The sequence below is a fragment of the Pseudoduganella sp. UC29_106 genome (assembly GCF_044055365.1).
GTDB lineage: Bacteria > Pseudomonadota > Gammaproteobacteria > Burkholderiales > Burkholderiaceae_D > Rugamonas.
Map to the genome: position 1 here is coordinate 4,518,860 of NZ_CP171977.1, position 22,256 is coordinate 4,541,115.

Below are 22,256 nucleotides of genomic sequence, written 5' to 3' on the forward strand. Positions count from 1 at the left end.
CCTGCTTTACCGCGGATCGGCAAACAAATGTAGTGCACTGAGATCTTTAACTAAAACCTGAAAGGGATTCATCATGAAAGCCATTCAAAAATTCATTCGCGAAGAAGACGGCGTCACTGCAATCGAAATGGCCTGATTGCGGCACTGATCGCAGTGGTCATCGTCGGCACCGTGACCAATGTCGGCACCAACCTGAACAAGGTATTCAGCACGGTCAAGACCAAGCTGAGCACAGCAGCGGCCTAAGCTTCCGCACCTTCCGCCGCTTTCACGGCGGCGGAAGGCAAGTTTTCCGACATCTCCATCAATTTAGTCCGGGAGGCCATCATGTACATTAAGCTGATTAACCTGATGCGTGACGAATCTGGCGTAACCGCCATCGAATACGCCCTGATTGCTGCTCTCATCGCTGTTGTCATCGTGGGGACCGTCACTAACGTCGGAAGCCAACTCAGCACGCTGTATCAACGCGTCTCGAGCAAGGTTCAGCAAGTGGCGGCCTGACATCATGTATACGCCTCGCCAATTATCAGCGGCCGTGACGCTCCAGGAACTGTCACTGGCGTTCCGCCAGCACCGCGTTCTGCTGGCCGTCATCTTGTTGCATGCGGCTGCTGCCATCGCCCTGATTCTGCGCCATCCCTCGCTTGCAGATGATACCGGCATCACCGCAGCCATCGGAACTACACTGCTGCTGGGCCCCTGCTACATGTTCTGTTTCTACGCGCTATATGTGATGGTGAAAATTCGCCCGAAGCGCCTGATTGCCCATCTTTATGCTTACATTGTCAGCCCGCAGACTATGCACCGCCTGGCGCAAGCCTTGCCAGTGCTGTTGTTTATACCCGTATTTACTTACAGCTTCGCCACGATCAAAGCGGCGGTGCCCGTAATTCATCCCTACGCTCTGGACGCCCAGCTCAACCACCTGGACCAGGTTATCCATGGCGGTGTCGCACCCTGGATGTTGCTGCAGCATGTTTTCGGATATCCCTTGCTCACTGCCGCCATCAACGTGGTTTATCACTTGTGGTACTTCGTGATCATGGGAACCCTGTATTTTCTGGCGTTCTCCACCGAGCGTCCCCAGCTGCGTATGCAATTCCTGCTTAGCTTTGTGCTGAGCTGGATCATCCTCTGGCAATGTGTTGGCAATGGTGGCTTCGTCTGCCGGCCCCTGCTATTACGGCCGCATTGTGCCGGGCGCCGATCCTTATGCGCCCCTCATTGCGTACCTGCAGGAGGCTAACCATCACTTTCCGGTCTGGGCGCTGAATGTTCAAGACATCCTGTGGTCGAATTACAAGGAAAGCTTTGGCAGCAGCGCACTGGGCATTGCCGCGATGCCCAGCACTGCATGTTGCCTCCAGTGCTCTGATAGCCCTGCTCGGATGGCGCGTCAACCGAGCGCTGGGCGTCGCCGGTACCATCTTCGCACTGCTCATCCTGATCGGCTCAGTCCACCTGGGCCGGCACTACGCACTGGACGGCTATGTCGGCGCCGCCGGAGCCTGCCTGATCTGGCGCGTGACGGGCTTTATTACTTCGGCTTCCCGACATTCTGTGCACATTCCGGTGCCCACGCCGCTGCAGGAGGCCGTACGACTGGCGATCTGCGCTGGCTGGCCCCCGCCGCCATTCTGATGTTGCTGATGGCACTGGCCGTGCGCAGTGACATCCGGGGAGCGGCGTATCCCAAATCAGCTGGTATTGGTGGGCATGATGGGCGGCATGGCCCTGCAGATTTTCTTGCCTGCCGGAGCTGGCCTGTTCAGCATCAATTACGGCAGCCTGGGCTTCGTGGGCGCTCTGGGCGGCCTTGGCATCGGCCTGCTGCTGCTGCTACCCATGTACATGCTCGGCGTAATGGGTGCCGGCGATGTGAAATTACTGGCCATGGCTGGTATCTTCCTCGGCCCTCACGAAGCCGTGCGGGCAGCCCTGACCACCATGATTGCCGGCGGCATCCTGGCGCTCGCCGCCGCATGCTGGCAAGGCGCCTTGCGCCAAGTACTCAGGAACATCGGAATCATGACGTGGAACTCTTGCCTGCGCGGCTTGTCCGGCGCCGATGCGCGCTTGGTTGCGCCGCCGGCACCCACCGGCAAACTGCCTTATGCCATAGCGATTGCAGTCGGCACGGTCATTGATCTGCTGCTGATCCGCCTGCAGTACTAACCAGATCAGAAAGAACATCATGTCCACCACCATTTCCTTGCTCGGCTCCCGGCCCGTTACCGTCGGCGCAAGTGTGGCTTTGGCCGCGCTGTGGGCCATGTTTGCCGTGGCCCATATCAGAGCTTATATCGGGGGGCGGCGACCTGACCTACCTTGTGTTCTGCATGGCGGAGACGCTGGCGGCGGCATTGTTCCTTCTGCGTTCCAAGCCCGTCGCCGTTTCGGCTCACGCCGGCGACTGGTTGATCGGCATCGCGGGCACTTTCGGCGTCTTCATGTTCGTCCCGGCGGGTTATGGACTGCTTCCCCCCGCAAAACTGCTGCTCTTGCTTGGCTGCCTGCTGCAGATCGCCGGCTTGCTGTCCCTGAACCGCAGCTTTGCTCTGGTCGCTGCTCAGCGCGAAATCAAGACGGGCGGCATGTATCGCCTGGTGCGGCACCCGCTGTACGCCAGCTATATGCTCGGCTTTGTGGGCTACGTATTGTCTAACACGAGTATGCGCAACCTGGCCGTTGCAGTAGTGGTCACGCTGCTGTTGCTGGCACGAATAGTACGCGAAGAGCGCCTGCTACAACAGGACCCTGCCTACCGCGCCTATATGCGTCGTGTGCCCTACCGCCTGATTCCCCTGATCTTTTGAGCGAGGCTGCCATGTCCGCTGATTACGATGAAACCCGCCAGCGCAACTGGTCCGAAGATCCGCTGCGTGTCAGTGCCCCGCGCACTGTGGAGGAAACCGGTCTGCCCTTCCTGTTCTTGGTCGAGCTGCTTAGTAAAATCCTGTTCCAACGTGGCCAGATACGTCTGAGCGCAGCTGGCCACGCATGCCAAGTTGACTGTCAGCGTACTTGATGCCGTCATTGGCTTCATGCGGGCCGAGAAGTTATGCGAAGTCCAGCGCCGCGGCAACAGCGGTACGGACGCTGACATTGTTTACAACTTGACTGAGCTGGGCCGCGACAGGGCGGCAGAATTCGTGCGGCGCAACAGCTATGCCGGCCCCGCCCCGGTTTCGTTTGCGGCCTATGTTGAACGTGTGCAGCTGCAAAGCCTGAACGGCATGCTGACCAACCGCCAACACATGGACCAGGCCTACCGCAATGTGGTGATTAAGCCGAGTATTTTGGACCAAATGGGCGCCGCGATGAATTCGGGCCGCGCCATGTTCATCTACGGTCCGGCCGGCAGCGGTAAATCGTACCTGGCTGAACGCCTGGGCGGGCTGCTGAGCGGCCACATCGCCTTGCCGTACACCTTGCTAATTGATGGTGAAGTCGTGCCCCTCTTCGACCCTGCCGTGCATCAGGTGGTCCAGGAACATATGCCGCCCGGCATGCTGTTCGATCGCCGCACACCGCGCGACCAGCGCTGGGTGCGCACACAACGGCCGCTGGTCATGTGCGGCGGCGAGCTCACGCTTGAAATGCTGGACCTGCAATTCGACAGTGCCACCCGGCTGTACCAGGCGCCCCCCCATCTGAAAGCCAACGGCGGCGTGCTGATCATCGATGACTTGGGACGCCAGCGCTGCTCCGCAATATCGCTAATGAATCGCTGGATCGTGCCGATGGATCGCCGCATTGATTTTCTCTTGCTGCAGAATGGCTACAGCTTCCCGGTGCCGTTCGACGTGCAGCTGGTGTTCTCCTCGATATATGGCACCCGAAGACTTAGCCGACGGCTCCTTCCTGCGCCGACTGGCTTACAAAATCCACATTGGCGAGCTGAACACCCAACAGTATGAACAGGTATTCCGCCAGGTTTGTGAGCAGTACACCATGCATTTCACGGCCGATGCCTATGAGCGCCTGTTGGAGCTTTACCAGGGTGCGCAGCGGCCGTTGATGGCCTGCCACCCGCGCGACCTGCTGTCCCAGGTACGCGATCTGGCGCGCTATGAGGGGCGCCTGCCGCAGCTTAACCCAGGCGCCATTGAATGGGCCTGGAGCAATTACTTCGCCAACTAGCAGATCCGTTTCATCATCCAGTAGCCAGAGGGGACAAACATGCGCAACACTCGATCATTAATCATGCTGGCATTGGCAATCGTGCTGGCCTTTGGTGCGGTTGTCGTCGCCGCGCAGTGGATCAATGCCCAAGCCGCCGGAAATACTGCCAAGGTAGCCGTCGCCCAACTCGATATCGGACTGGGCGCGCGCATCACGCCCGAAATGGTGCGCCTTACCGATTGGCCGGCCAATGCGATGCCACCTGGGGCGATCAGCGACGCCAGCGCGCTGGCTTCACGCGTCAGCCGCGCCAGCATCGTGCGCGGCGAGCCTATCCTGGAAAGCAAGCTAGCCCCGCCAGGCACCCAGGGCGGCCTCTCCGCCGTAGTCCCAGAAGGCAAGCGCGCCATCACCGTGCGTGTCAATGATGTGGTCGGCGTGGCCGGCTTCGCGTTGCCCGGCAACTTCGTCGACATTCTGGTGAACACTCAGGAAGAAGGCATGCGCAACCAGACGGCGCGCGACCCCAGCATTTCCAAAATCGTCCTGGAACGCATCATGGTACTGGCTGTCGCCCAGGAATCGAGCCGCGACGAGACAAAGCCCAAGGTAGTGAATGCCGTCACGCTCGAAGTGACGCCGGACCAAGCTGAAAAACTGGACCTGGCACGCAGCGTGGGCACCCTGTCGCTGGTATTACGCAATCAGGTCGATCCTGACCCATCCAAGACCGCCGGCGCCACCAAAGCCAGCCTGCTGGGTAAGGAAGTCACGCCAGAACCGAAGACGCCGGACGCACGCCCGCAAGCCCCAAAACGCATCGCCGTCACCGCCCCGCAGATAAAAGTGGAACGCATTGAAGTCATCAAGGGGCTGGAACGCAGCACCCAGCAATTTTAAAAAGAACCCCACCAGGAGCGCCTAATGAAGACGTCCAAACAAACGCTGCTGTACTGCTGCATGCTGGTTATTGCCCCGGCCCTGGTTTCTGCCGCCACAGCACCGGAACAGACTGCTCGCACCGGCAAGGCTGGCCCTGCCTCCGCCCGCACCGAGAACGTTGGCCAGGTTGAGCTTGCGCCGGCGGTGCGCTTGGCGGAGGGCAAGTCTACGCTGATGCGCCTGCCATTTGCAGCCACTCGCGTATCGGTGGGGGATCCCAAGGTCGCCGATGTGATCCTCATCAAGCCGACCGAGCTGTATATGCTGGGCCGAACCATCGGTTCGACCAACCTGATCGTGTGGAACCGCAATAATGACGCCACCATTATCGACATGACAGTCGACATGAATGTGGCCCCGCTGCAAGCCCATCTGAAGCAGCTGGTGGCCGACGAGAAGGAAGTCCAGGTCAGCAGCACCGCCGACTCGCTGATCCTAACCGGCACTGTAGCCGACATCGTCAAAGCCGAGCGCGTGCTGGCGCTGGCCAATGCCTATGTCCAACGCGGCGGCAAGGAACAGGGCAGCAGCGCCGGTAATAACGCCAGCGGTAGTCAAGCCGCCACGCTCTCACCGAAGGTGGTCAACTTATTGTCGATAGCCGCTCCTCAACAAGTGATGCTGGAAGTAAAAGTAGCCGAAGTCTCCAAGACCCTGGTAGACCAGCTGGGCGCCAGCCTCGGCGCCAGCCACACCGCCGGCAACTGGACCTATACCGTGCTGTCCAATCTGCTGACCGGCAATCCTGGCGTGGTGGATGCCTTCAACCGGCGCAATGGCAACTTCTTGACGATCGACGCCCAGAAGCGCGACGGACTGCTCAAGGTGCTGGCGGAACCGACCATCATGGCCATCAGCGGCCAGGAGGCCAGCTTCCTGGCCGGCGGCAAGATCTTCATTCCCGTGGCCCAGGCCAACGCCGGCAGCGTAGCCACGATCACGCTGGAGGAAAAGGAGTTCGGCGTCGCCGTCAAATTCACTCCCACTGTGCTGGAAGGCGGCCGCATAAACCTCAAAGTGGCGCCCGAGGTCTCGGAACTTAATAAGGACGGCATTGGCATCAGCGCTACCGGCATTTCGACCACCGCATTGTTGCCATCGTTTACGACGCGCCGCGCGGCCACCGTGGTCCAACTGTTCGATGGCCAGAGCTTCGCAATCGGCGGCCTGATCAAAAACAATGTCACCACCAATATCAAAGCGCTGCCCTTCCTGGGCGAAGTTCCGGTATTGGGCGCCTTGTTCCGCAGCAGCGATTTCCAGACCGACCGTTCCGAGCTCGTCTTCATCGTCACACCTCGCTTGGTTAAGCCGCTGCCGCCGGATTACCGTCTGCCCACCGATGGATATATCGAACCGAGCCGTGGCGAATTCTTCTTGCAAGGCAAGCTCGAGGGCACGCCAAAAGACGCCGCGGCTGCGGAAAATAAAGCCGCCGGTGGCTTCGACCTGAAATAGGAGACCGTCATGAAAAAACTGATCCTCGCCACCGTCGCGCTGGCCGTCGTATCGGGCTGCGTTTCCAGGGCGCCGCAGATGGATGCCCAGTTCGGCCACGCTGTCCTGCAGGCGCGCAGCCAGCAGACCCTGGATGCGCAGGCGGCATCAAAGGCAAGCGCTCCGCTGGGCATGGACGGCAAGACGGCGCACAGCGCTTATGAGCAATACCAGAAGTCCTATCGCGCGCCGGAACCCCAGCCACAAGCCTTCACCATCGGCATCGGCAGCTCGGCCGGGGGCAAATAAGCGGAGCCGCGGCCATGAAGCTTATCCACTTTACACACTTGCGCGAACGCGGCGCAGTTGCCATCCTGGCCGCCATCACGCTGCCGGTACTGATCGGCTTCGCCGGCCTTGCGATCGACAGCGGCCGCCTATACGTTCAGAAAACCGAGCTGCAAAATGCGGCCGACGCCTGCGCGCTAGCCGCATCGCGCGAACTAACCTGCGATCCGGCGGCCGGCGCCTGCGCCGCTTCTTACCTGGTCAACGCGGAGAACAGCGGCCTGGCTGTGGCTTATCGCAATGCCGTCGACTTCCAGGGCAATGCCATCTCGACCACCCAGATCGGGCCGGATGACGTCAAGTTCAGCACTACGTATGGCCCCAACAGTGCTTATGTCTCGCGTTCTGGCGGCGCCAGCACTTCCTCCAAGTATGCCATGTGTATTACCCACCAGACCGGCATCACGCCGTGGTTTATGAAAGTGCTGGGCATTGGCGACCAGGATGTGGCTGCCTCGGCGATTGCCACCCTGCGCCCAGCGCAGATCAATTGCGCTATCCCGATCGGGATGTGCAAGATTCCCGGCGCCTCGACTGATCCCTTTAATGGCCTGACAGTTGGCCAATGGGTCACCAGCAAGCTGTCGGCCTCCGCCACCGGTAGTTTCGACTGGATCGATTTCACGCCCCCCGGCGGCGGTGCCAACGAATTGGCCAACCTGATAAAGGGTACCGGGGCCTGCAGTGTACCTCCGCCCCCTACCCAAGTTGGCGAGCAGGGCAATAAATCCAGCCTCTCCGCGGCATGGAACACACGCTTTGGCCTCTACAAGGGAAGCGAAAGCGTCTCGACCGCTGCCCCCGACTCTACTGGATACGGTTATACGGCCAGCAACTGGCCCAGCAAGTTCAACGCATATTCCGGCACGAGCGGCAGCGCGCTCGATCCGCCCAATTTTACCAGCGCCCGCAATCAGAACCTGGGGTATGACGGCACCAATACCGGGGTCACCCTGCCCGGTGGCACTAGCGCCCCGCTGTCAGTGGCCCAGCACAAACAGTATGGTGCGGACCGGCGCCTGGTCACCGCGCCGATTGTCGATTGCCAGGCCTGGGCCGGCGGCACCGGGTCGCAGCAAGTGCCAGTTCTAGCCTACGCCTGCGTCCTGATGCTGCACCCAATGGGCAAGGACGACGACGAAGTCTGGCTGGAGTACCGCGGCAAAGCCAGCGATCCCTCTTCACCCTGTGCCACTTCAGGTTCGGTCGGCGGTACGGGCGGGATTGGTCCGCAGGTACCCGCCCTGGTCCAATAGGAGAAGCGCCATGAAGCGATTGTCACTCCAACGCGGTGTTGCCGCTGTCGAATTGGGGATCATGCTGCTGCCCCTCGTGCTGCTGACATTCGGCACCACCGAATATGGCCGCGCAGTCTACCAGTACAACACCCTGGTCAAGGCAAGCCGGGATGCCGCGCGCTTCCTGTCCGGCCAGGGGCCGGGCGACCCCGCCGACCTGGCCGTCGCTAAATGCCTGGCGGTGTATGGCAATACCACCTGTACCGGATCGCCCTTGCTGCCCAACCTGGATGCGACGATGGTGACCGTGTGCGACAGCGCCACCTGCCCCAGCACCCACCTCAACCAGGCTACTGGCAGCGGCGTGATGAACCTGGTCACGGTAACGATCACCGGCTACAACTTCGACTCGATGGTTCCGCTGGTTGCGCCCAGCGTCACCTTCAATGCCATTAGTACCACCATGCGGCAGATATTTATGAAAATCCTACTTCGCTCCCAAGACTGGCGCCGGCAGCGCGGCGCGACCGCGGTTGAATTCGCGCTCGTGTCAACCCTCTTCTTTACGCTGCTGATCGGCATGATGGAGATGGGACGCATCCTCTTCTACTGGAACACGGCGTCTGAAGCGACCCGTCTGGGCGCGCGCATTGCAGCCGTGTGCGATATCGACGACACCGATATCAAAGCAAAAATGACGAACATGTTATCGCTATTGCCCGCCAGTTCAATCAGCGTCACCTACGATCCGAGCGGCTGCACTATCGATACCTGCCGTTATGTGACAGTCAAGGTACAGAGCGTGACAGTCCCCACGCTTATCCCCTTGATCCCACTGAATTTGTCCATGCCTGACTTCAGCACCACCCTGCCGCGTGAAAGCCTGCAAAGCACAGTCGGTGGAACGGCCAATCCCATGTGCAACTGACTCTCGGGAGCCATCATGAAAATTACCATCGTCTCCGCCAACGAAGGAACTGCTTGACACAGCACGGCTGATGCGCGGCCGGAACAACTCGGACGAAATCGAAGCCATCACAGGCAGCATCGACAAGCTGGCCAGCATCGATTCTCACTCCGCGCCATCGCTGTTGATCCTGTCGCAGCCACTGCTCAACGCCGATGAACTGGAGCGCCTGGAAAGCCTCAGCATCCAGAACCCGGCCATGGCGATCATTCTGATCTGCCAACAGCAATCGCCAGATTTCCTGCTTCGCGCAATGCGCGCCGGCGTGCGTGAAGTATTGACTCTGCAGGCCGACCCGGCTCAATTGCTGCTCGCCGTACGCCGACTGGAAACCAAACGGAGCAGCCAACCGCAGGGTATGGGCAAGGTGCTATCCTTCGTATCCTGCAAAGGCGGCAGCGGCGCCACTTTCTCGCAGCTAACCTCGGTTTCACACTCGCAGCCCTTGAAAATAAACGGGTTGCCCTATTTGACCTAAACCTGCAGTTTGGCGATGCCGCCCTGTTCGTTTCGGACCAAAAGCCGATGGCCACGCTGGCCCAGGTCGCACAGCAGATCCACCGCCTGGACGCCTCCTTCCTGGCTTCGAGCATGATCCAGGTCAGCCCCACCTTTGGCGTACTGGCCGCGCCTGAAGACCCGATCTCCAGCAATGACGTCCATCCCGAACACATCGACGTGCTGCTCAAGCTGGCGCGCTTGAACTATGACTATGTTCTCCTTGATGTCGGGCGCAACCTCGACGCGGTGAGTGTGCGCGCGCTCGATCAGTCCGACCTGATCTTTCCGATCCTGCAGGCGACCCTACCCTACGTGCGCGATGGCAAGCGCCTGCTCTCCGTGTTCCGCTCGCTCGATTACCGCAAGGAGAAGATCCACCTGATCGTAAATCGCCACTCCAACACTGGCGACATCCGGCTGGCTGACTGCGAACAAGCTTATGGCACCAAAATTTACCGCACGATTCCCAATCACTACGAAGCTGCTGCGGCCTCTGTCAATCAGGGCGTACCAGTACTGCAGTTGGCTCGCAACAGCCCGATTTCGCGCGCCCTGCAGGACATGGCCCGCACGCTGGTCGGTGATGGCGCTGCCGAACAGAAAGGTTGGCTGGCCCGCATCCTGCAACGAACCTGATCCTATATACCCTATCTGGAGAACCCATCATGCAATCGTCACAGAACTTACGGGATCGCCTCGGAAGTACAGGCAATGGCGGCGCGGCACCGAACCTCCGTCCGGTATCGGAGATTGACAATCACGCCTACCAACAGCTGAAATTCCGCATTCATCGAACTTTGCTGGACCGTGTTGACCTGGAAGGCATGCAACGCCTGACTCAAGAGCAAATCCGCGATGAACTGCGCATTCTTGTCGAACGTCTGCTCGACGAAAGCATGGTGGTCATCAACGACAGCGAACGGCGCACCCTCACGCGCGACATTCAGCATGAAGTGCTCGGCTTCGGCCCGCTGGAGCCTCTGCTCAACGATCCCACCGTGTCCGACATCCTGGTGAACACTGCCAAGCAAGTCTATGTGGAACGAGGCGGTCGCCTGGAATTGAGCGATATCACTTTTGTCGATGACGCGCACCTGTTGAAAATCATCGACAAGATCGTATCGCGCGTCGGCCGGCGCATTGACGAATCGAGCCCCATGGTCGATGCCCGCTTGCCTGATGGCTCGCGAGTGAATGCCATCATCCCCCCACTGGCGATTGATGGACCGATCCTGTCGATCCGCCGCTTTTCCGCCGACCCACTGAGGCTGCAGAATCTGGTGGATCTTGAGAGCATGACCGAGAGCATGTCCGCTATCCTGCAGGCGCTAGGACATTCGAAGGTCAATATTCTGATTTCAGGGGGTACCGGCAGCGGCAAGACTACCATGCTGAACGCCATCTCGGGCTACATCCGTGACACGGAGCGCATTGTGACCATCGAAGACGCAGCAGAACTGCAACTGCAACAGCCGCACGTGGTGCGCCTCGAACGCGCCCCCCGAACCTGGAGGGACGCGGAGAAGTTACGCAGCGCGCGCTAGTACGCAACGCACTGCGCATGCGACCTGATCGCATCATCCTCGGCGAGGTGCGCGGTGCGGAGGCGCTGGACATGCTGCAGGCAATGAACACCGGTCACGAAGGCTCAATGGCCACGATCCACGCTAACACTCCGCGTGACGCGCTGACCCGTCTTGAAAACATGATCAGCATGGCGTCCGCCGGCCTTCCCACCAAGGCAATGCGCCAGCAGATAAGTTTCCGCCATCGGCGTAGTGGTGCAGGTGGCACGCCTGACTGACGGCAAACGCAAGCTGGTCTCGGTACAGGAGGTGACCGGCATGGAAGGCGAAATCATTACCATGCAGGAGATCTTCTGCTTCAAGCAGACTGGCATGGATGTCAACGGCGCGGTGCAAGGTTACTTCAGCGCCACTGGCGTGCGGCCGCGCTTCGGCGAGCGCCTGCGCACCTTTGGCATCACCGTTTCAGACAAGATGTTCGACCCTATGGAGCGTCGCTGATCATGGACTATCTCTACTACTTCTTCGGCATTCTCATCTTCATTGCCGTAGTATTGCTGATCGAGGGCGTCTACCTGAGCTGGAACTCGACCAAGGGTCCTGAGGCAGAACGAGTGGCACGCCGGCTACGCATGATGTCAGCCGGCGCCCACGCAGACCGCGCGACATCATCGATGATCAAGGAGCGACTACTCGCAGAATCCCCGGCTTGCAAAATTTGCTGCTGCGCCTGCCGCGGGTAAGCCAGCTCGATCGCCTGCTCGAGCAATCCGGCATGTCCTGGAGCGTCGCCGACTTCGCCGGCATTAGCCTGCTGGGATTCTTCATTGGCTTCATCGGCTGCGCATGGCTGCATCTGCCTGCGGTGCTTTACCTGCCGGCGAGCGCTGGCATGGCACTCCTGCCGCTGTTAATTGTTCTGCATGCCAAAGGACGACGGCTCGAGCGCATAGCCGCCCAACTGCCGGATGCCCTGGACCTGATCGGCCGCGCTGTGCGCGCCGGCCACGCTTTTCCCACTGCCCTGAAAATGGTGGGGGGACGAAATGAGCGATCCGATTGCCGCGGAATTCCGCACCACTTTCGACGAGGTCAACTTCGGCATCTCCATGCAGGATGCGCTGCTTAACCTGGCAACCCGCGTGCCAAGCACCGACCTGCGCTACTTCGTGATCGCCGTCACTATCCAGCGCGAAACCGGCGGTAATCTCGGAGAGCTACTGGACAACATCAGCGGCATCATCCGGGCCCGCATGAAGCTGCTGGGCCAGGTGCGCGTGTTGTCGGCGGAGGGCCGAATGTCGGCATGGGTGCTCAGCCTGCTGCCCTTTGGCGCCGGCTTCATGATCTGGGCCACCAATCCGGGCTATCTGACCATTCTTCTGACGGACCCGATGGGCAAAAAGATGGTTATGAGCTGCGTGTTCATGATGGTGACCGGCGTCCTGGTCATGCGCAAAATCATCCAGATCCGTGTCTGACCTGAGGAGGCTGCCATGTCGATGCTACAAATCGGTTTCCTGTTCCTGATTTTCCTGGCCGTGTTTGGGGTGATCTGGGCTCTGATGATGCGCCTGTCCGGCAATCCGCTCCAGCAGCGCCTGGACATGGTGGCTAATTCAGCTGCGGCCAGTCCCAATCGCCCCGTCAGCCGGCTGGCGTCCGCGCTCGCAAAACGTTTGTCCGGTCTGGCCAAGCTCTCGGCATCAGACAAGGACGAGGAGCAGTCGCTGCTGCGCATCCGCTTCATGAACGCAGGCATGCGCGGCGCCAGCGCGCCGATCCTGTATTTCGCAGCCAAGACCGGCTTTGCACTACTCTTCCCCGCTCTGAGTTTCATGTATCTATCACTCAGCCATTCTCATGCCACCGGCAACTCGCTGCTGTTCTATCTGCTATCGTCGGCCGCCGCCGGCTACTACCTGCCCAACAAGGTGCTGGAATCGCTTATCAAGCGGCGCCAGCGTGAAATTTTCGAGTCCTTTCCCGATGCGCTGGACTTGATGACCGTCTGCGTGGAAGCCGGCCTGGCCATGGACGCCGCATTGATGCGTGTCGCCGACGAAATGAAAATCGGTAGCAAAGTGCTGAGCGAGGAACTGAATCTGGTCACCCTGGAGCTGCGTGCCGGGCTGTCGAAAGACCGAGCCTTGCGCAACCTGGCGATGCGCACTGGTGTGGAGGATGTGGACGCGCTTGTGGCGATGCTAATCCAGGCCGAGCGGTTTGGGACCAGCATTGCCGATTCCCTACGTGTACAGTCCGACCAGTTGCGCACTCGCCGCCGCCAGCGTGCAGAAGAAGCCGCCGCCAAGATTGCACTAAAGCTGCTGTTCCCACTGATCTTCTTCATTTTCCCATCGCTGCTGGTCGTGCTTATGGGACCGGCTGTTATCCAGATTACCCGCGTGCTGCTGCCCAGTATGGGTGGCGGCAACTAACAATAAAGGAGGCGCCATGTCTAACCATAAGCCATTATTACTCGCCGTTGCCAGCTGCGGAATCCTGCAAGGCTGCACTGTGCCGCCAGTTCAGCAGGCGCACAGGATAGAGCCGGTACTGCGGGTCGCCCAACCAGGCAACCGTACGACGGAATGGAACCAGCTCGCCCGCTACCACCATGAACGAGGCCAATTGGCTCTGGCGCTTGGCGCTTATGCGCAGTCATTGGCCCTGGATGCCAGCCAACTGGAGGCGCGCAATGCGGTGGCTGTGATCGAGGCCCAGCAGGGTAATCTGGAAGGCGCACGCAAAGCACTGGTGGCGCTGGTCAACGATTATCCAGCTGAGGCACAGCCACACACCAATCTTGGCTATGTTCAATACCTGATAGGTGACAATGCCGCTGCTGTGCAGACGCTGCGCCGCGCCATGGCGCTCGGCGCTGGCGCGAAAGCCTTCCAGAACTTGCAATTGGCCGAGGCAGCCGTTCGTCCCGCTGGTGCGGAGCAGCCGATGATCGCGGCAGCCGCGAGCCTGGCCCCAGTTCCCGCACCAACTGCAGTTCCTGCTCCGACTCCGGCAGTACAAGTAGCGCCAGCTGCAGCGTCAGGCCCCGCTCCTGCCGCCGCGGTCGCTGTCGCGGAGCCCGAATCGTCGGCCTATGTGCCGCGCTCGCCGAGGCCGACAATGTCTATTGCGCCGGACGCGCAGCAAATCGCCAGCCGCATGGAACTGGTGCAGCTCTCGCCCAACGTCTTCGAGCTGAAACAGCGCGACATCGCAGCGATGTCCACCGCGCCGACCACGCCAACGAGCAAACGGGCACCGGAAGCCGTGACGCAAGCCGCGCTGGCTGCAGTGCCGAAAGCGAACAAGGTGCAGATGGCGCGCCTGGAAGTCTCGAACGGCAATGGCGTAACCGGCATGGCCAAGCACTTCCGCGCCCTGCTTGGCCAAATGGGCATTCCTGTAGAACGTCTGAGCAACGATAAACCGTACCGCCAGTTGGTCACGACTATCCAGTACAGCCCGGGCTTCGAAACCCAGGCAGCCAGTCTGCAGAAGGCATTGCAAGGCAAGGCCCAACTGGCCAGCCGCCAACTGCAAAACAGTGATGTGCGGCTGGTGCTCGGAAAGGATGCCAAACAAAGCTTGGCTGCAGCCGCCGAAGCCGCCGGCCTGCAACTGGTGGCGGCTATTAGCGATGAAAAATAAGGAGAACCCGCGATGACGAATAAATTCTCTTGGAAAAGCCTGGTCTTCTTGGCGGGGGCCTTCCTGCTCGCCAACCTGCTGGTTGCCTGCGGCGGCAGCAGCGGCGGCCCTGGTGGCAGCTGCGTCAACGTTGACCCTACCCGTAGCCCGGTTCTGCCCGGCTGCGGCGCCAGCACGAGTCCGGGCTCCGGCACGTCGGCCCCTTCAATGACCATGTTACTGACTGACAGCAGCGGTGCAACGACGATGAATCTGACGCCCGACAATGGCATTGTCGTGAAAGTGACCCTGAAGGACACCAATGGCGCCGCTGTCGCCAATACGGTTGTGACTTTCTCCACAACCGACAACTCCGGCGTGTTCTCCCCTTCGTCGCGCACTGCAATGACCGATGCGAGCGGCAACGCCTCCATTGCATTGGCGGCTGGTACTCAAGCAGGCGCATTTACAGTGAGCGCGACAGCGACAGTCGGAACCACCTCAGTCAAGGGCTCCGCCAACTACACAGTCACTTTCCCGACATTGACGCTGAGCGCAATCCAGGTGTTGCCAACAACACTCTCGGCCGGAGGCAATGCCAGTGTCACAGTCAGCGTTATGAACGGCAGCACGGCCTATACGATTCCGGTTGCAGTCAACTTCACCTCCGCATGTATCGTCGCGGGCAAGGCTGCAATTGGCACGCCTGTCACCACGCAGAATGGTGTAGCCGTCGCCAGCTATACCGATAAGGGATGTGGCACTTCCGATACTTTGACCGCAACGGTCGTGTTGCCAAGTGCGACTCTCACCAAGTCCACCACCATCACAGTCTTGCCCGCAACAATAGGATCAATCAAGTACGTGGGCGTTGATACCGCCAACATCGCGCTCAAAGGCACTGGCGGACCGAATCGCCCGGAATATGCAACCGTGAAGTTCCAGTTGTTTGACAAAAACGGCAGCCCGGTCGTTGGTAAGCAAGTGACCTTCGTCTTCGCCGACAGCAATAGCACCTCTACTACCGGTGGCCTCAAACTAAGCCCCGCCACTGCAACCAGTGCTGCAGATGGCACGATCACTACGGCAGTGTTCGACGGCACGATTCCTACTTCGGTGCGCGTAGTCGCCACGGTTGACGGCTCGAATCCGCCGCTGACTTCCGTCTCTAGCCAGTTGGTCGTCTCAAGTGGAGTACCGGATCAGGCTCATTTTTCGCTGTCGACTTCCACTGGCAATTGCGAGGGCTGGAGCATCGATCAGGTGTGTAGCACCGTAAAGGTCACGGTCGGCGATCACTTTGGCAATCCGGTACCGGATGGCACCGCCGTCAACTTCTCTACAGAAGGTGGCGTGATCGGTGCGTCCTGCCAGACCAGTGGCGGTGTTTGCACGGTGCCGCTATTCTCCGCGCAACCGCGTCCCGAAAGCCGGATTACGGTGTTGGCTTATGCGCTGGGCGAGGAAACGTTCACGGACTCGAACGGCAATAATGTGTACGATCCGGGAGAACCATTCGCGGACTTGCAGCCGAATATCTTCCGTGACGATAATGAAAGCAATTCGTGGAGCGCCGGAGAGCCTTGTATTGGCGTCAACCCGCCACCGGGCTGCAGCGCAGCTGGTGATGGCGTCTACAATGGCGTGCTGCGCATTCCGCAAGTGAAGAGCGCCCAGGCGCTGTACGTGTCGGGACAGCTTGTACAGCAGTTCTCGACCAGCGGTGCCAGCATCACCATCTCGCCGTCGACACTGACCTGCGGCGGCGCCCCCTCGGTGACCGCTCAGGTTACTGTCAAGGACTTGAACGGAGTATGGATGCCGGCCGGCACAGGCCTCACCTTTACCGCCACAGTCGGTGCATTCCCTCTCGCTACGTCGCCACTGGCTGCAACTGTGCCCAATGTCGTCTTGGGTATAGGTTCACCTCTCGGCATTCCCACATATGCTATTAACGTGGCTTGCCCGGCCGCCGGCGCAACCGGTCAATTCACTGTGAACGTTCGGTCGCCGAGCGGTGTAGTGACAACTGCAAACGTCCCCATCAACTAAGCCCCCAGCTCGCGCTGCAGGAACCGCCAGATTTCCGGTCCCTGCAGCGCGGCGACGTTCAGGCGCATGTAGGTCGACGGCAGCTGGCTCGGCGAGAACAGGCTGCCGGGCGCCAGCAGCAGGCCTTCGGCCATCGCGTGTTCGGTCAGAACATTGGTATCGCGCCCCGCGTTCGCCCAGACGAACATGCCGGCTGGTGGGGCGACTTCGACCTTCAATCCCACCTGCTCCATCTGACGCACCGCGCGGGCGCGGATCGTGTCGAGGCGGTTGCGCATGCGCTCTACGTGCTTGCGGTATAAGCCTTCCGACAGAATCTTGTACACCACACGCTCGCCGATATCGCTGGTGGTCAGCGTTTGCAGCATCTTGCGGTCGGCCAGGCGCTGCGCCAGGTCCGGCGAGGTGGCGATGAAGCCGACGCGCAGATTGGCGGCCATCGTCTTCGAGAAGCCGCCGAGGTAGATCACGCGCTGCAGCTGATCGAGCGCGGCGAGGCGCGTGGCGGGCTGCACGGCGCTGCCGGGATGCAGGTCGCAGTAGATGTCGTCTTCGACGATCATGATGTCGTGCTCTTCGGCGATGCGCAGGATCTGGAAGGCCTTGGCGGCGGACAGCGAGGTCGATGATGGGTTGTGCAGCACCGAGTTGATTACGTAGAGACGCGGCTTGTGCAGCGCTGCCAGCTCCGCCAGGCGCGCGATATCGGGACCGTCGGCCAGGCGCGGTATGCCGACCACCTTGGCGCCCAGCGCTGCGAATGAACCGAACATCAGGAACCAGGCCGGATCGTCGACAAAGATCGTGTCGCCGGGACGCGTGAACTCACGCGCCACCATGTCCAGCCCCTGGGTCACGCCCGCCGTGGTCACGAACTGCTCCGGCGTGGCGGCGATTTCCAGCTCCGCCAGCTTGTGCTGCAACTGCTGGCGCAGCGGCAGGAAGCCTTGCGGCACGCCGTAATTCATCAGCAGGCCGCTGTGCTGACGGCTGACGGCGCGCAGGGCGTTGGCGATGGCGGTGCCGTCCAGCCAGTCGGCCGGCAGCACGCCTGTACCGGGAGTGTGCTGGTGCGCCATGGGACGGAACATATTCCGCACCAGCCAGACCACATCCAGCGTTTGCCCGTCAGGGAACGGTGCGGGACCGCGCGGTTCGGACGCCGCATTCATGGTGGAGCGCTCGCGGATGAAGAAGCCGGCGCCGCGCCGCGATTCCAGGTAGCCGCGTGCCACCAGCTTGTCGTAAGCGGCAACCACCGTGAAGGCGGATACGCCATGCGTGGCGGCGAACTGGCGGATGGACGGCATGCGCGCCCCGCTGCGCAGCACGCGGTCATCGATGCGGGCGGACACGGAGCGCACGATCTGGTCGATCAGCGATTCGCCGGACTCGCGTGACAGGAGGGCCATCGGCGGGGAGCTGCGGGGCGCGCGGGTGGCTGGAGTGAGTGTATCGGTCATATCACCATCACAGTACGTAAATTTATCCGAAAAAGTGTATTGGCCCTGTACTGGTTCTATGCCCTACGATACACCTGTCAACTTACTAAATCCAGTGCCATGAAACTCCCGACCGCCGCCGACATTGCCGCTGCCTCCGAGATTGTGTACTCGGTGATGCAGCCCACGCCCCAGACGTCCTGGCCCCTACTGAACGAGGCGCTGGGCACCGAAGCCTGGATCAAGCACGAGAACCACACGGCGACTTCCGCTTTCAAGGTGCGCGGTGGCCTGGTCTATATGCGCCGCCTGCTGGAACATGCGCCGCACACACTGGGCGTAATCACGGCAACGCGCGGCAACCACGGCGTGTCCGTCGCCTATGCGGCCCGCCGCAACGGCCTGAAAGCCACCATCGTTTTCCCGCACGGGAATGGCGCCGAAGTCACGGCCGCCATGCGCTCGCTGGGCGCGGACACAATCGCTCACGGCCACGATTTCCAGGCCAGCCGCGAACATGCATTGATGCTCGCGGAACGCGACGGGCTGCACATGGTGCCGCCCTGCCACGAGGACCTGGTGGCCGGCGTGGCCAGCTACTGGATGGAACTGCTGCGCGCCCAACCGGACATCGATACCATCTTCGTGCCCATTGGACAGGGCTCCGGCTTCAGCGCCGCCATCGCTGCACGCGAGGCACTGGGCTTGCGTGCCCGCGTGATCGGCGTCGTTTCATCCGGCGCGCTGGGCTACCAGCTTTCCTTCCGCGCCGGCGAAGCCATCGAATCGCCGGTGGATACCGCGATTGCTGATGGCATGGCCTGCCGACGTCCCGATCCGTCGTCGCTGCCTATCGTGATGCGGTACGCGGACGATGTGATCGATGTCAGCGACGATGAAATCGCGCGCGCCATCCGCCTCTACTACCGCTCCACGCACAATGTAGCCGAAGGCGCGGGCGCCGCAGCGCTGGCGGCTGCGCTGAAGCTGAAGCACGATCCGCGTGTGCAGGGCAGAAAGCTGGGCATTCCACTCACCGGGGCCAACCTTGATGCGGAGATGCTGCGCCGCGTGCTTGGCGAGGAGCCGCTGCGATGAATACCGCTACTGCGTCACTGGGAGTTGGCGACGACACGCGCGGCATGCTGCTCGGCCTCGCCGGCGTGGCCATCTTCAGTCTCACCCTGCCCTTCACGCGCATGGCGGTGGCCGACCTTAATCCTGTATTCGTGGCCATGGGCCGCGCCGTGGTGGCGGCAATACTGTCCGCCGCGTGGCTGCTGTGGAAGCGCTCCGCGCGGCCGCAACGCGCCCAGATCCCGGCGCTGCTGATGGTGGGCGCCGGTTGCGTAATCGGCTTTCCGCTACTGACGTCCATCGCCATGCGCACCCTGCCCGCCTCGCACGGCGCGGTGCTGGTGGGCGTGCTGCCGCTGGCAACGGCCCTGATCTCGGCGCTGCGCGGGCATGAGCGGCCGTCGCTCGGTTTCTGGATCATGGCCTTGCTGGGCAGCGCGCTGGTGGTGGGCTTTGCGCTGCGCCAGAGCGGCGGCAGCCTGCATATGGCCGACCTGGCCGTGTTCGCGGCGGTATTGTGCGCCGGCGCAGGCTATGCCGAAGGAGGACGGCTTTCGCAGGACATGGGCGGCGAACAGGTCATCGCCTGGGGACTGGTGCTGTCGCTGCCAGTGGCGCTGCCGCTCGCCCTGTGGCAGGGCTGGACCGATGCGCCGGCGCTGGCCGCGGCGGGCTGGCGCGCCTGGGGCGGTTTTGCCTATACCTGCGTGTTTTCGATGTTCATCGGGTTCTTCTTCTGGTACCGGGGCATGGCGTTGGGCGGCGTGGCGCGGGTGGGCCAGGTTCAACTGGTGCAACCCTTCCTGTCGCTGCTGGGCGCTGCCCTGCTGCTGGGCGAGCCGCTGCAATCTGAGCATATCCTGTTCGCAGTGGCCGTTATTGCGGTCGTCAGCGCAGGAAAACGCATGAAAGTGAGGCGCTGACCGTCGCTTATTCGGAGAGGCCCAGAGTACAATAGCGGTCTTACCGAACCACTTATCCGGGAAAAAACATGTCCGTCTACGAAAAACTGAAGTCGCTCGATATCACCCTGGCTCCTCCTGCCGCTCCTGTTGCCGCTTACGTGATGTACGTGCAGACCGGTAACCTGGTGTTCATCTCCGGCCACATCGCCAGAAGCCAGACGGCACTCCGTGGGTCGGCCAGTTGGGCAAGAATATCGAGACCGCTGAAGGCCAGCAGGCTGCGCGCGCCATCGCGATCGACCTGATGGGCACCCTGCAGGAAGCCTGCGGCGGCGACCTGAATCGCGTGAAGCGTATCGTGAAGGTTATGAGCCTGGTCAATTCGACGCCTGATTACACCGAGCAGCACCTGGTCACCAACGGCTGCTCCGAGTTGCTGGGCGAGGTGTTCGGCGACGCGGGCAAGCACGCGCGCTCGGCATTCGGCGTGGCGCAGATTCCGCGCGGCGCGTGCGTTGAGATCGAGTTGATCGCGGAAGTCGCGTAATCGCATGCACGGCGGATCAATGATCCGCCCTACGCCGTAGCGACGGCTCATAAACAACCGCACAGCGTAGGGCGGATCATTCGATCCGCCGCGGCGCTGAGGCAAAAATATTTTATTCAGGCGGCGCCTATCCGGCGGCGTCTATTCAAAAGCCGCCACAAGCGCGCTTGTCACAAGGCCAGGCCCGCCCTGTCCCACCTTTGAGAGAACTCTATGAAAATCGAGACACCGAACCCGCTCCAGTGGCACTTCTCCGAACGTGCCATGCAGATGCAAAGCTCCTTCATCCGCGAAATCCTGAAGGTGACGCAGCAGCCTGAAATCATCTCCTTCGCCGGCGGCCTCCCATCGCCTGCCACCTTCCCGGTCGAAGTGATGCAGAAAGCGTTCGACAAGGTGCTGTCGACCAACGGCAAGACCGCGCTGCAATACGGTCCGACCGACGGCTATATGCCGCTGCGCCAGTGGATCGCAGACTCGATTTCCCAGAACGGCGCGCGCATCGCGCCGGAGCAGGTGCTGATGGTGTCCGGCTCGCAGCAGGCGCTGGACCTGATCGGCAAGGTGCTGATCGACGAGGGCAGCAAGGTGCTGGTGGAGACTCCGTCCTACCTGGGCGCACTGCAGGCGTTCTCGGTGTACCGTCCTGAATTCGTGTCGGTCGATACCGACGAACATGGCCTGGTGCCGTCCTCGCTGGACCGCATCGCCGCCGGCGCACGCCTGCTGTATGCGCTGCCGAACTTCCAGAACCCGACCGGCCGCTCGCTGTCCGTCGAACGCCGCCAGGAACTGGTCGAGACCTGCGCCCGCCTGAACCTTCCGCTGATCGAGGACGATCCGTACGGCGCCCTGAGCTACAAGGGGGAGCCAAGCCCGAAGATGATCGCCATGAATCCGGACGGCGTGATCTACATGGGTTCCTTCTCCAAGGTGCTGACCCCTGGCATCCGCCTCGGCTACGTCGTAGCGCCGCTGCCGATGGTGCGCCGCCTGGAGCTGGCCAAGCAGGCCGCCGACCTACACACCGCGCAGCTGACCCAGATGGTCGTGCACGAAGTGGTGAAGGACGGCTTCCTGGACCAGCACATCCCCACCATCCGCGAACTGTATGGCAACCAGTGCCAGGCGATGCTGGATGCGATGGCCGAGCACTTCCCTGCTTCCGCCACCTGGACCAAGCCGGAAGGCGGCATGTTCATCTGGGTCGACCTGCCGAAGCAGATCAACGCCATGGAACTGCTGGATGAGGCGATCAAGCACAAGGTCGCCTTCGTGCCGGGCTCCCCGTTCTACGCCAACGAACCGGAAACAAACACGCTGCGCCTGTCCTTCGTGACGGTGCCGCCGGAGCGCATCCGCCAGGGCATCGAGATCCTGGGCAAGCTGATCAAGGCCCGCCTGTAAGCCTTCTCAATCGCCGGCCGCCCCGCTGGCCGGCGATTATCTCCAATTGTCACCAATTGTATTGACCATCGGCAATAATTGCTTAACTGATAGTATTCCGCCG

The 22,256-nt window shown here is 61.2% G+C and carries 21 protein-coding genes and 4 pseudogenes; 24 read left to right on the plus strand and 1 reads right to left on the minus strand.

From position 1 onward, the window contains the following. The first annotated feature begins 73 nt into the window (after window positions 1–73). The 20 genes and pseudogenes from ACHMW6_RS22535 to ACHMW6_RS22630 all read left to right on the plus strand — a co-directional run bounded on the left by ACHMW6_RS22535 (window position 74) and on the right by ACHMW6_RS22630 (window position 16,775). Window positions 74–246 (plus strand): annotated as a pseudogene (locus ACHMW6_RS22535) (Flp family type IVb pilin). Between the two features lie 81 nt (window positions 247–327). Next, window positions 328–504: a Flp family type IVb pilin gene (locus tag ACHMW6_RS22540; RefSeq protein ID WP_395400066.1), complete on the plus strand. Its 177-nt coding sequence runs from the start codon at window positions 328–330 to the stop codon at window positions 502–504. A 4-nt stretch (window positions 505–508) separates the two neighbouring features. After that, window positions 509–1,249: a hypothetical protein gene (locus tag ACHMW6_RS22545; RefSeq protein ID WP_395400068.1), complete on the plus strand. Its 741-nt coding sequence runs from the start codon at window positions 509–511 to the stop codon at window positions 1,247–1,249. 26 nt (window positions 1,250–1,275) lie between these two features. Further along, window positions 1,276–1,644, plus strand: a complete 369-nt coding sequence (locus tag ACHMW6_RS22550) for a phosphatase PAP2 family protein (RefSeq protein ID WP_395400070.1) — start codon at window positions 1,276–1,278, stop codon at window positions 1,642–1,644. Between the two features lie 87 nt (window positions 1,645–1,731). Beyond that, window positions 1,732–2,178 carry a prepilin peptidase gene (locus ACHMW6_RS22555; RefSeq protein ID WP_395400072.1) on the plus strand — a complete coding sequence of 149 codons (447 nt, stop codon included), beginning with the start codon at window positions 1,732–1,734 and terminating at the stop codon, window positions 2,176–2,178. Between the two features lie 164 nt (window positions 2,179–2,342). After that, on the plus strand, window positions 2,343–2,819 hold the full coding sequence (locus ACHMW6_RS22560) for a methyltransferase family protein (RefSeq protein ID WP_395400074.1): 477 nt from the start codon (window positions 2,343–2,345) through the stop codon (window positions 2,817–2,819). Window positions 2,820–3,011: 192 nt separating this feature from the next. Continuing rightward, on the plus strand, window positions 3,012–3,923 hold the full coding sequence (locus ACHMW6_RS22565) for a hypothetical protein (RefSeq protein ID WP_395400076.1): 912 nt from the start codon (window positions 3,012–3,014) through the stop codon (window positions 3,921–3,923). Between the two features lie 34 nt (window positions 3,924–3,957). Then, complete coding sequence (locus tag ACHMW6_RS22570; protein WP_395400078.1) at window positions 3,958–4,146, plus strand: hypothetical protein; 189 nt, start codon at window positions 3,958–3,960, stop codon at window positions 4,144–4,146. A 39-nt stretch (window positions 4,147–4,185) separates the two neighbouring features. Further along, window positions 4,186–5,028: a Flp pilus assembly protein CpaB gene (cpaB, locus tag ACHMW6_RS22575; protein ID WP_395400080.1), complete on the plus strand. Its 843-nt coding sequence runs from the start codon at window positions 4,186–4,188 to the stop codon at window positions 5,026–5,028. Between the two features lie 24 nt (window positions 5,029–5,052). Then, window positions 5,053–6,528: a type II and III secretion system protein family protein gene (locus tag ACHMW6_RS22580; protein WP_395400082.1), complete on the plus strand. Its 1,476-nt coding sequence runs from the start codon at window positions 5,053–5,055 to the stop codon at window positions 6,526–6,528. A 9-nt stretch (window positions 6,529–6,537) separates the two neighbouring features. Beyond that, window positions 6,538–6,816, plus strand: a complete 279-nt coding sequence (locus ACHMW6_RS22585) for a membrane lipoprotein lipid attachment site-containing protein (RefSeq protein ID WP_395400084.1) — start codon at window positions 6,538–6,540, stop codon at window positions 6,814–6,816. 14 nt (window positions 6,817–6,830) lie between these two features. Continuing rightward, window positions 6,831–8,111: a pilus assembly protein TadG-related protein gene (locus tag ACHMW6_RS22590; protein WP_395400086.1), complete on the plus strand. Its 1,281-nt coding sequence runs from the start codon at window positions 6,831–6,833 to the stop codon at window positions 8,109–8,111. 10 nt (window positions 8,112–8,121) lie between these two features. Continuing rightward, window positions 8,122–9,021: a TadE/TadG family type IV pilus assembly protein gene (locus ACHMW6_RS22595; protein WP_395400088.1), complete on the plus strand. Its 900-nt coding sequence runs from the start codon at window positions 8,122–8,124 to the stop codon at window positions 9,019–9,021. Window positions 9,022–9,091: 70 nt separating this feature from the next. After that, the gene (locus ACHMW6_RS22600) at window positions 9,092–9,538 is read left to right on the plus strand and encodes a hypothetical protein (RefSeq protein ID WP_395400090.1); all 447 of its coding nucleotides are present in this window, start codon (window positions 9,092–9,094) and stop codon (window positions 9,536–9,538) included. 47 nt (window positions 9,539–9,585) lie between these two features. Then, window positions 9,586–10,197: a CpaE family protein gene (locus ACHMW6_RS22605; protein ID WP_395400092.1), complete on the plus strand. Its 612-nt coding sequence runs from the start codon at window positions 9,586–9,588 to the stop codon at window positions 10,195–10,197. Between the two features lie 29 nt (window positions 10,198–10,226). Then, window positions 10,227–11,588, plus strand: a pseudogene (locus ACHMW6_RS22610) (CpaF family protein). Window positions 11,589–11,590: 2 nt separating this feature from the next. Then, window positions 11,591–12,568 (plus strand): annotated as a pseudogene (locus ACHMW6_RS22615) (type II secretion system F family protein). Window positions 12,569–12,583: 15 nt separating this feature from the next. Then, window positions 12,584–13,528, plus strand: a complete 945-nt coding sequence (locus tag ACHMW6_RS22620) for a type II secretion system F family protein (protein ID WP_395400094.1) — start codon at window positions 12,584–12,586, stop codon at window positions 13,526–13,528. 16 nt (window positions 13,529–13,544) lie between these two features. Continuing rightward, window positions 13,545–14,744: a LytR C-terminal domain-containing protein gene (locus ACHMW6_RS22625; RefSeq protein ID WP_395400096.1), complete on the plus strand. Its 1,200-nt coding sequence runs from the start codon at window positions 13,545–13,547 to the stop codon at window positions 14,742–14,744. A 12-nt stretch (window positions 14,745–14,756) separates the two neighbouring features. After that, window positions 14,757–16,775: a hypothetical protein gene (locus ACHMW6_RS22630; RefSeq protein ID WP_395400098.1), complete on the plus strand. Its 2,019-nt coding sequence runs from the start codon at window positions 14,757–14,759 to the stop codon at window positions 16,773–16,775. Here ACHMW6_RS22630 and ACHMW6_RS22635 read toward each other — a convergent pair. Next, a complete protein-coding gene (locus ACHMW6_RS22635) occupies window positions 16,772–18,238 on the minus strand; it encodes a PLP-dependent aminotransferase family protein (RefSeq protein ID WP_395400100.1) in 1,467 nt (488 codons plus the stop codon). The two genes, ACHMW6_RS22630 and ACHMW6_RS22635, sit on opposite strands and share 4 nt — an antisense overlap. Before the next feature lie 99 nt (window positions 18,239–18,337). Between ACHMW6_RS22635 and ACHMW6_RS22640 the strand changes: the two genes are divergently transcribed. The 4 genes and pseudogenes from ACHMW6_RS22640 to ACHMW6_RS22655 all read left to right on the plus strand — a co-directional run bounded on the left by ACHMW6_RS22640 (window position 18,338) and on the right by ACHMW6_RS22655 (window position 22,153). Next, window positions 18,338–19,315 (plus strand): threonine dehydratase, encoded by a 978-nt coding sequence (locus tag ACHMW6_RS22640; RefSeq protein ID WP_395400102.1) that lies wholly within the window; start codon window positions 18,338–18,340, stop codon window positions 19,313–19,315. Next, on the plus strand, window positions 19,312–20,217 hold the full coding sequence (locus tag ACHMW6_RS22645) for a DMT family transporter (RefSeq protein ID WP_395400104.1): 906 nt from the start codon (window positions 19,312–19,314) through the stop codon (window positions 20,215–20,217). The genes ACHMW6_RS22640 and ACHMW6_RS22645 overlap by 4 nt, the downstream gene beginning before the upstream one ends. 68 nt (window positions 20,218–20,285) lie before the next feature. Then, window positions 20,286–20,746: pseudogene (locus ACHMW6_RS22650) on the plus strand (RidA family protein). A gap of 213 nt (window positions 20,747–20,959) precedes the next feature. Beyond that, a complete protein-coding gene (locus ACHMW6_RS22655; protein ID WP_395400106.1) occupies window positions 20,960–22,153 on the plus strand; it encodes a PLP-dependent aminotransferase family protein in 1,194 nt (397 codons plus the stop codon). Window positions 22,154–22,256: the final 103 nt, after the last annotated feature.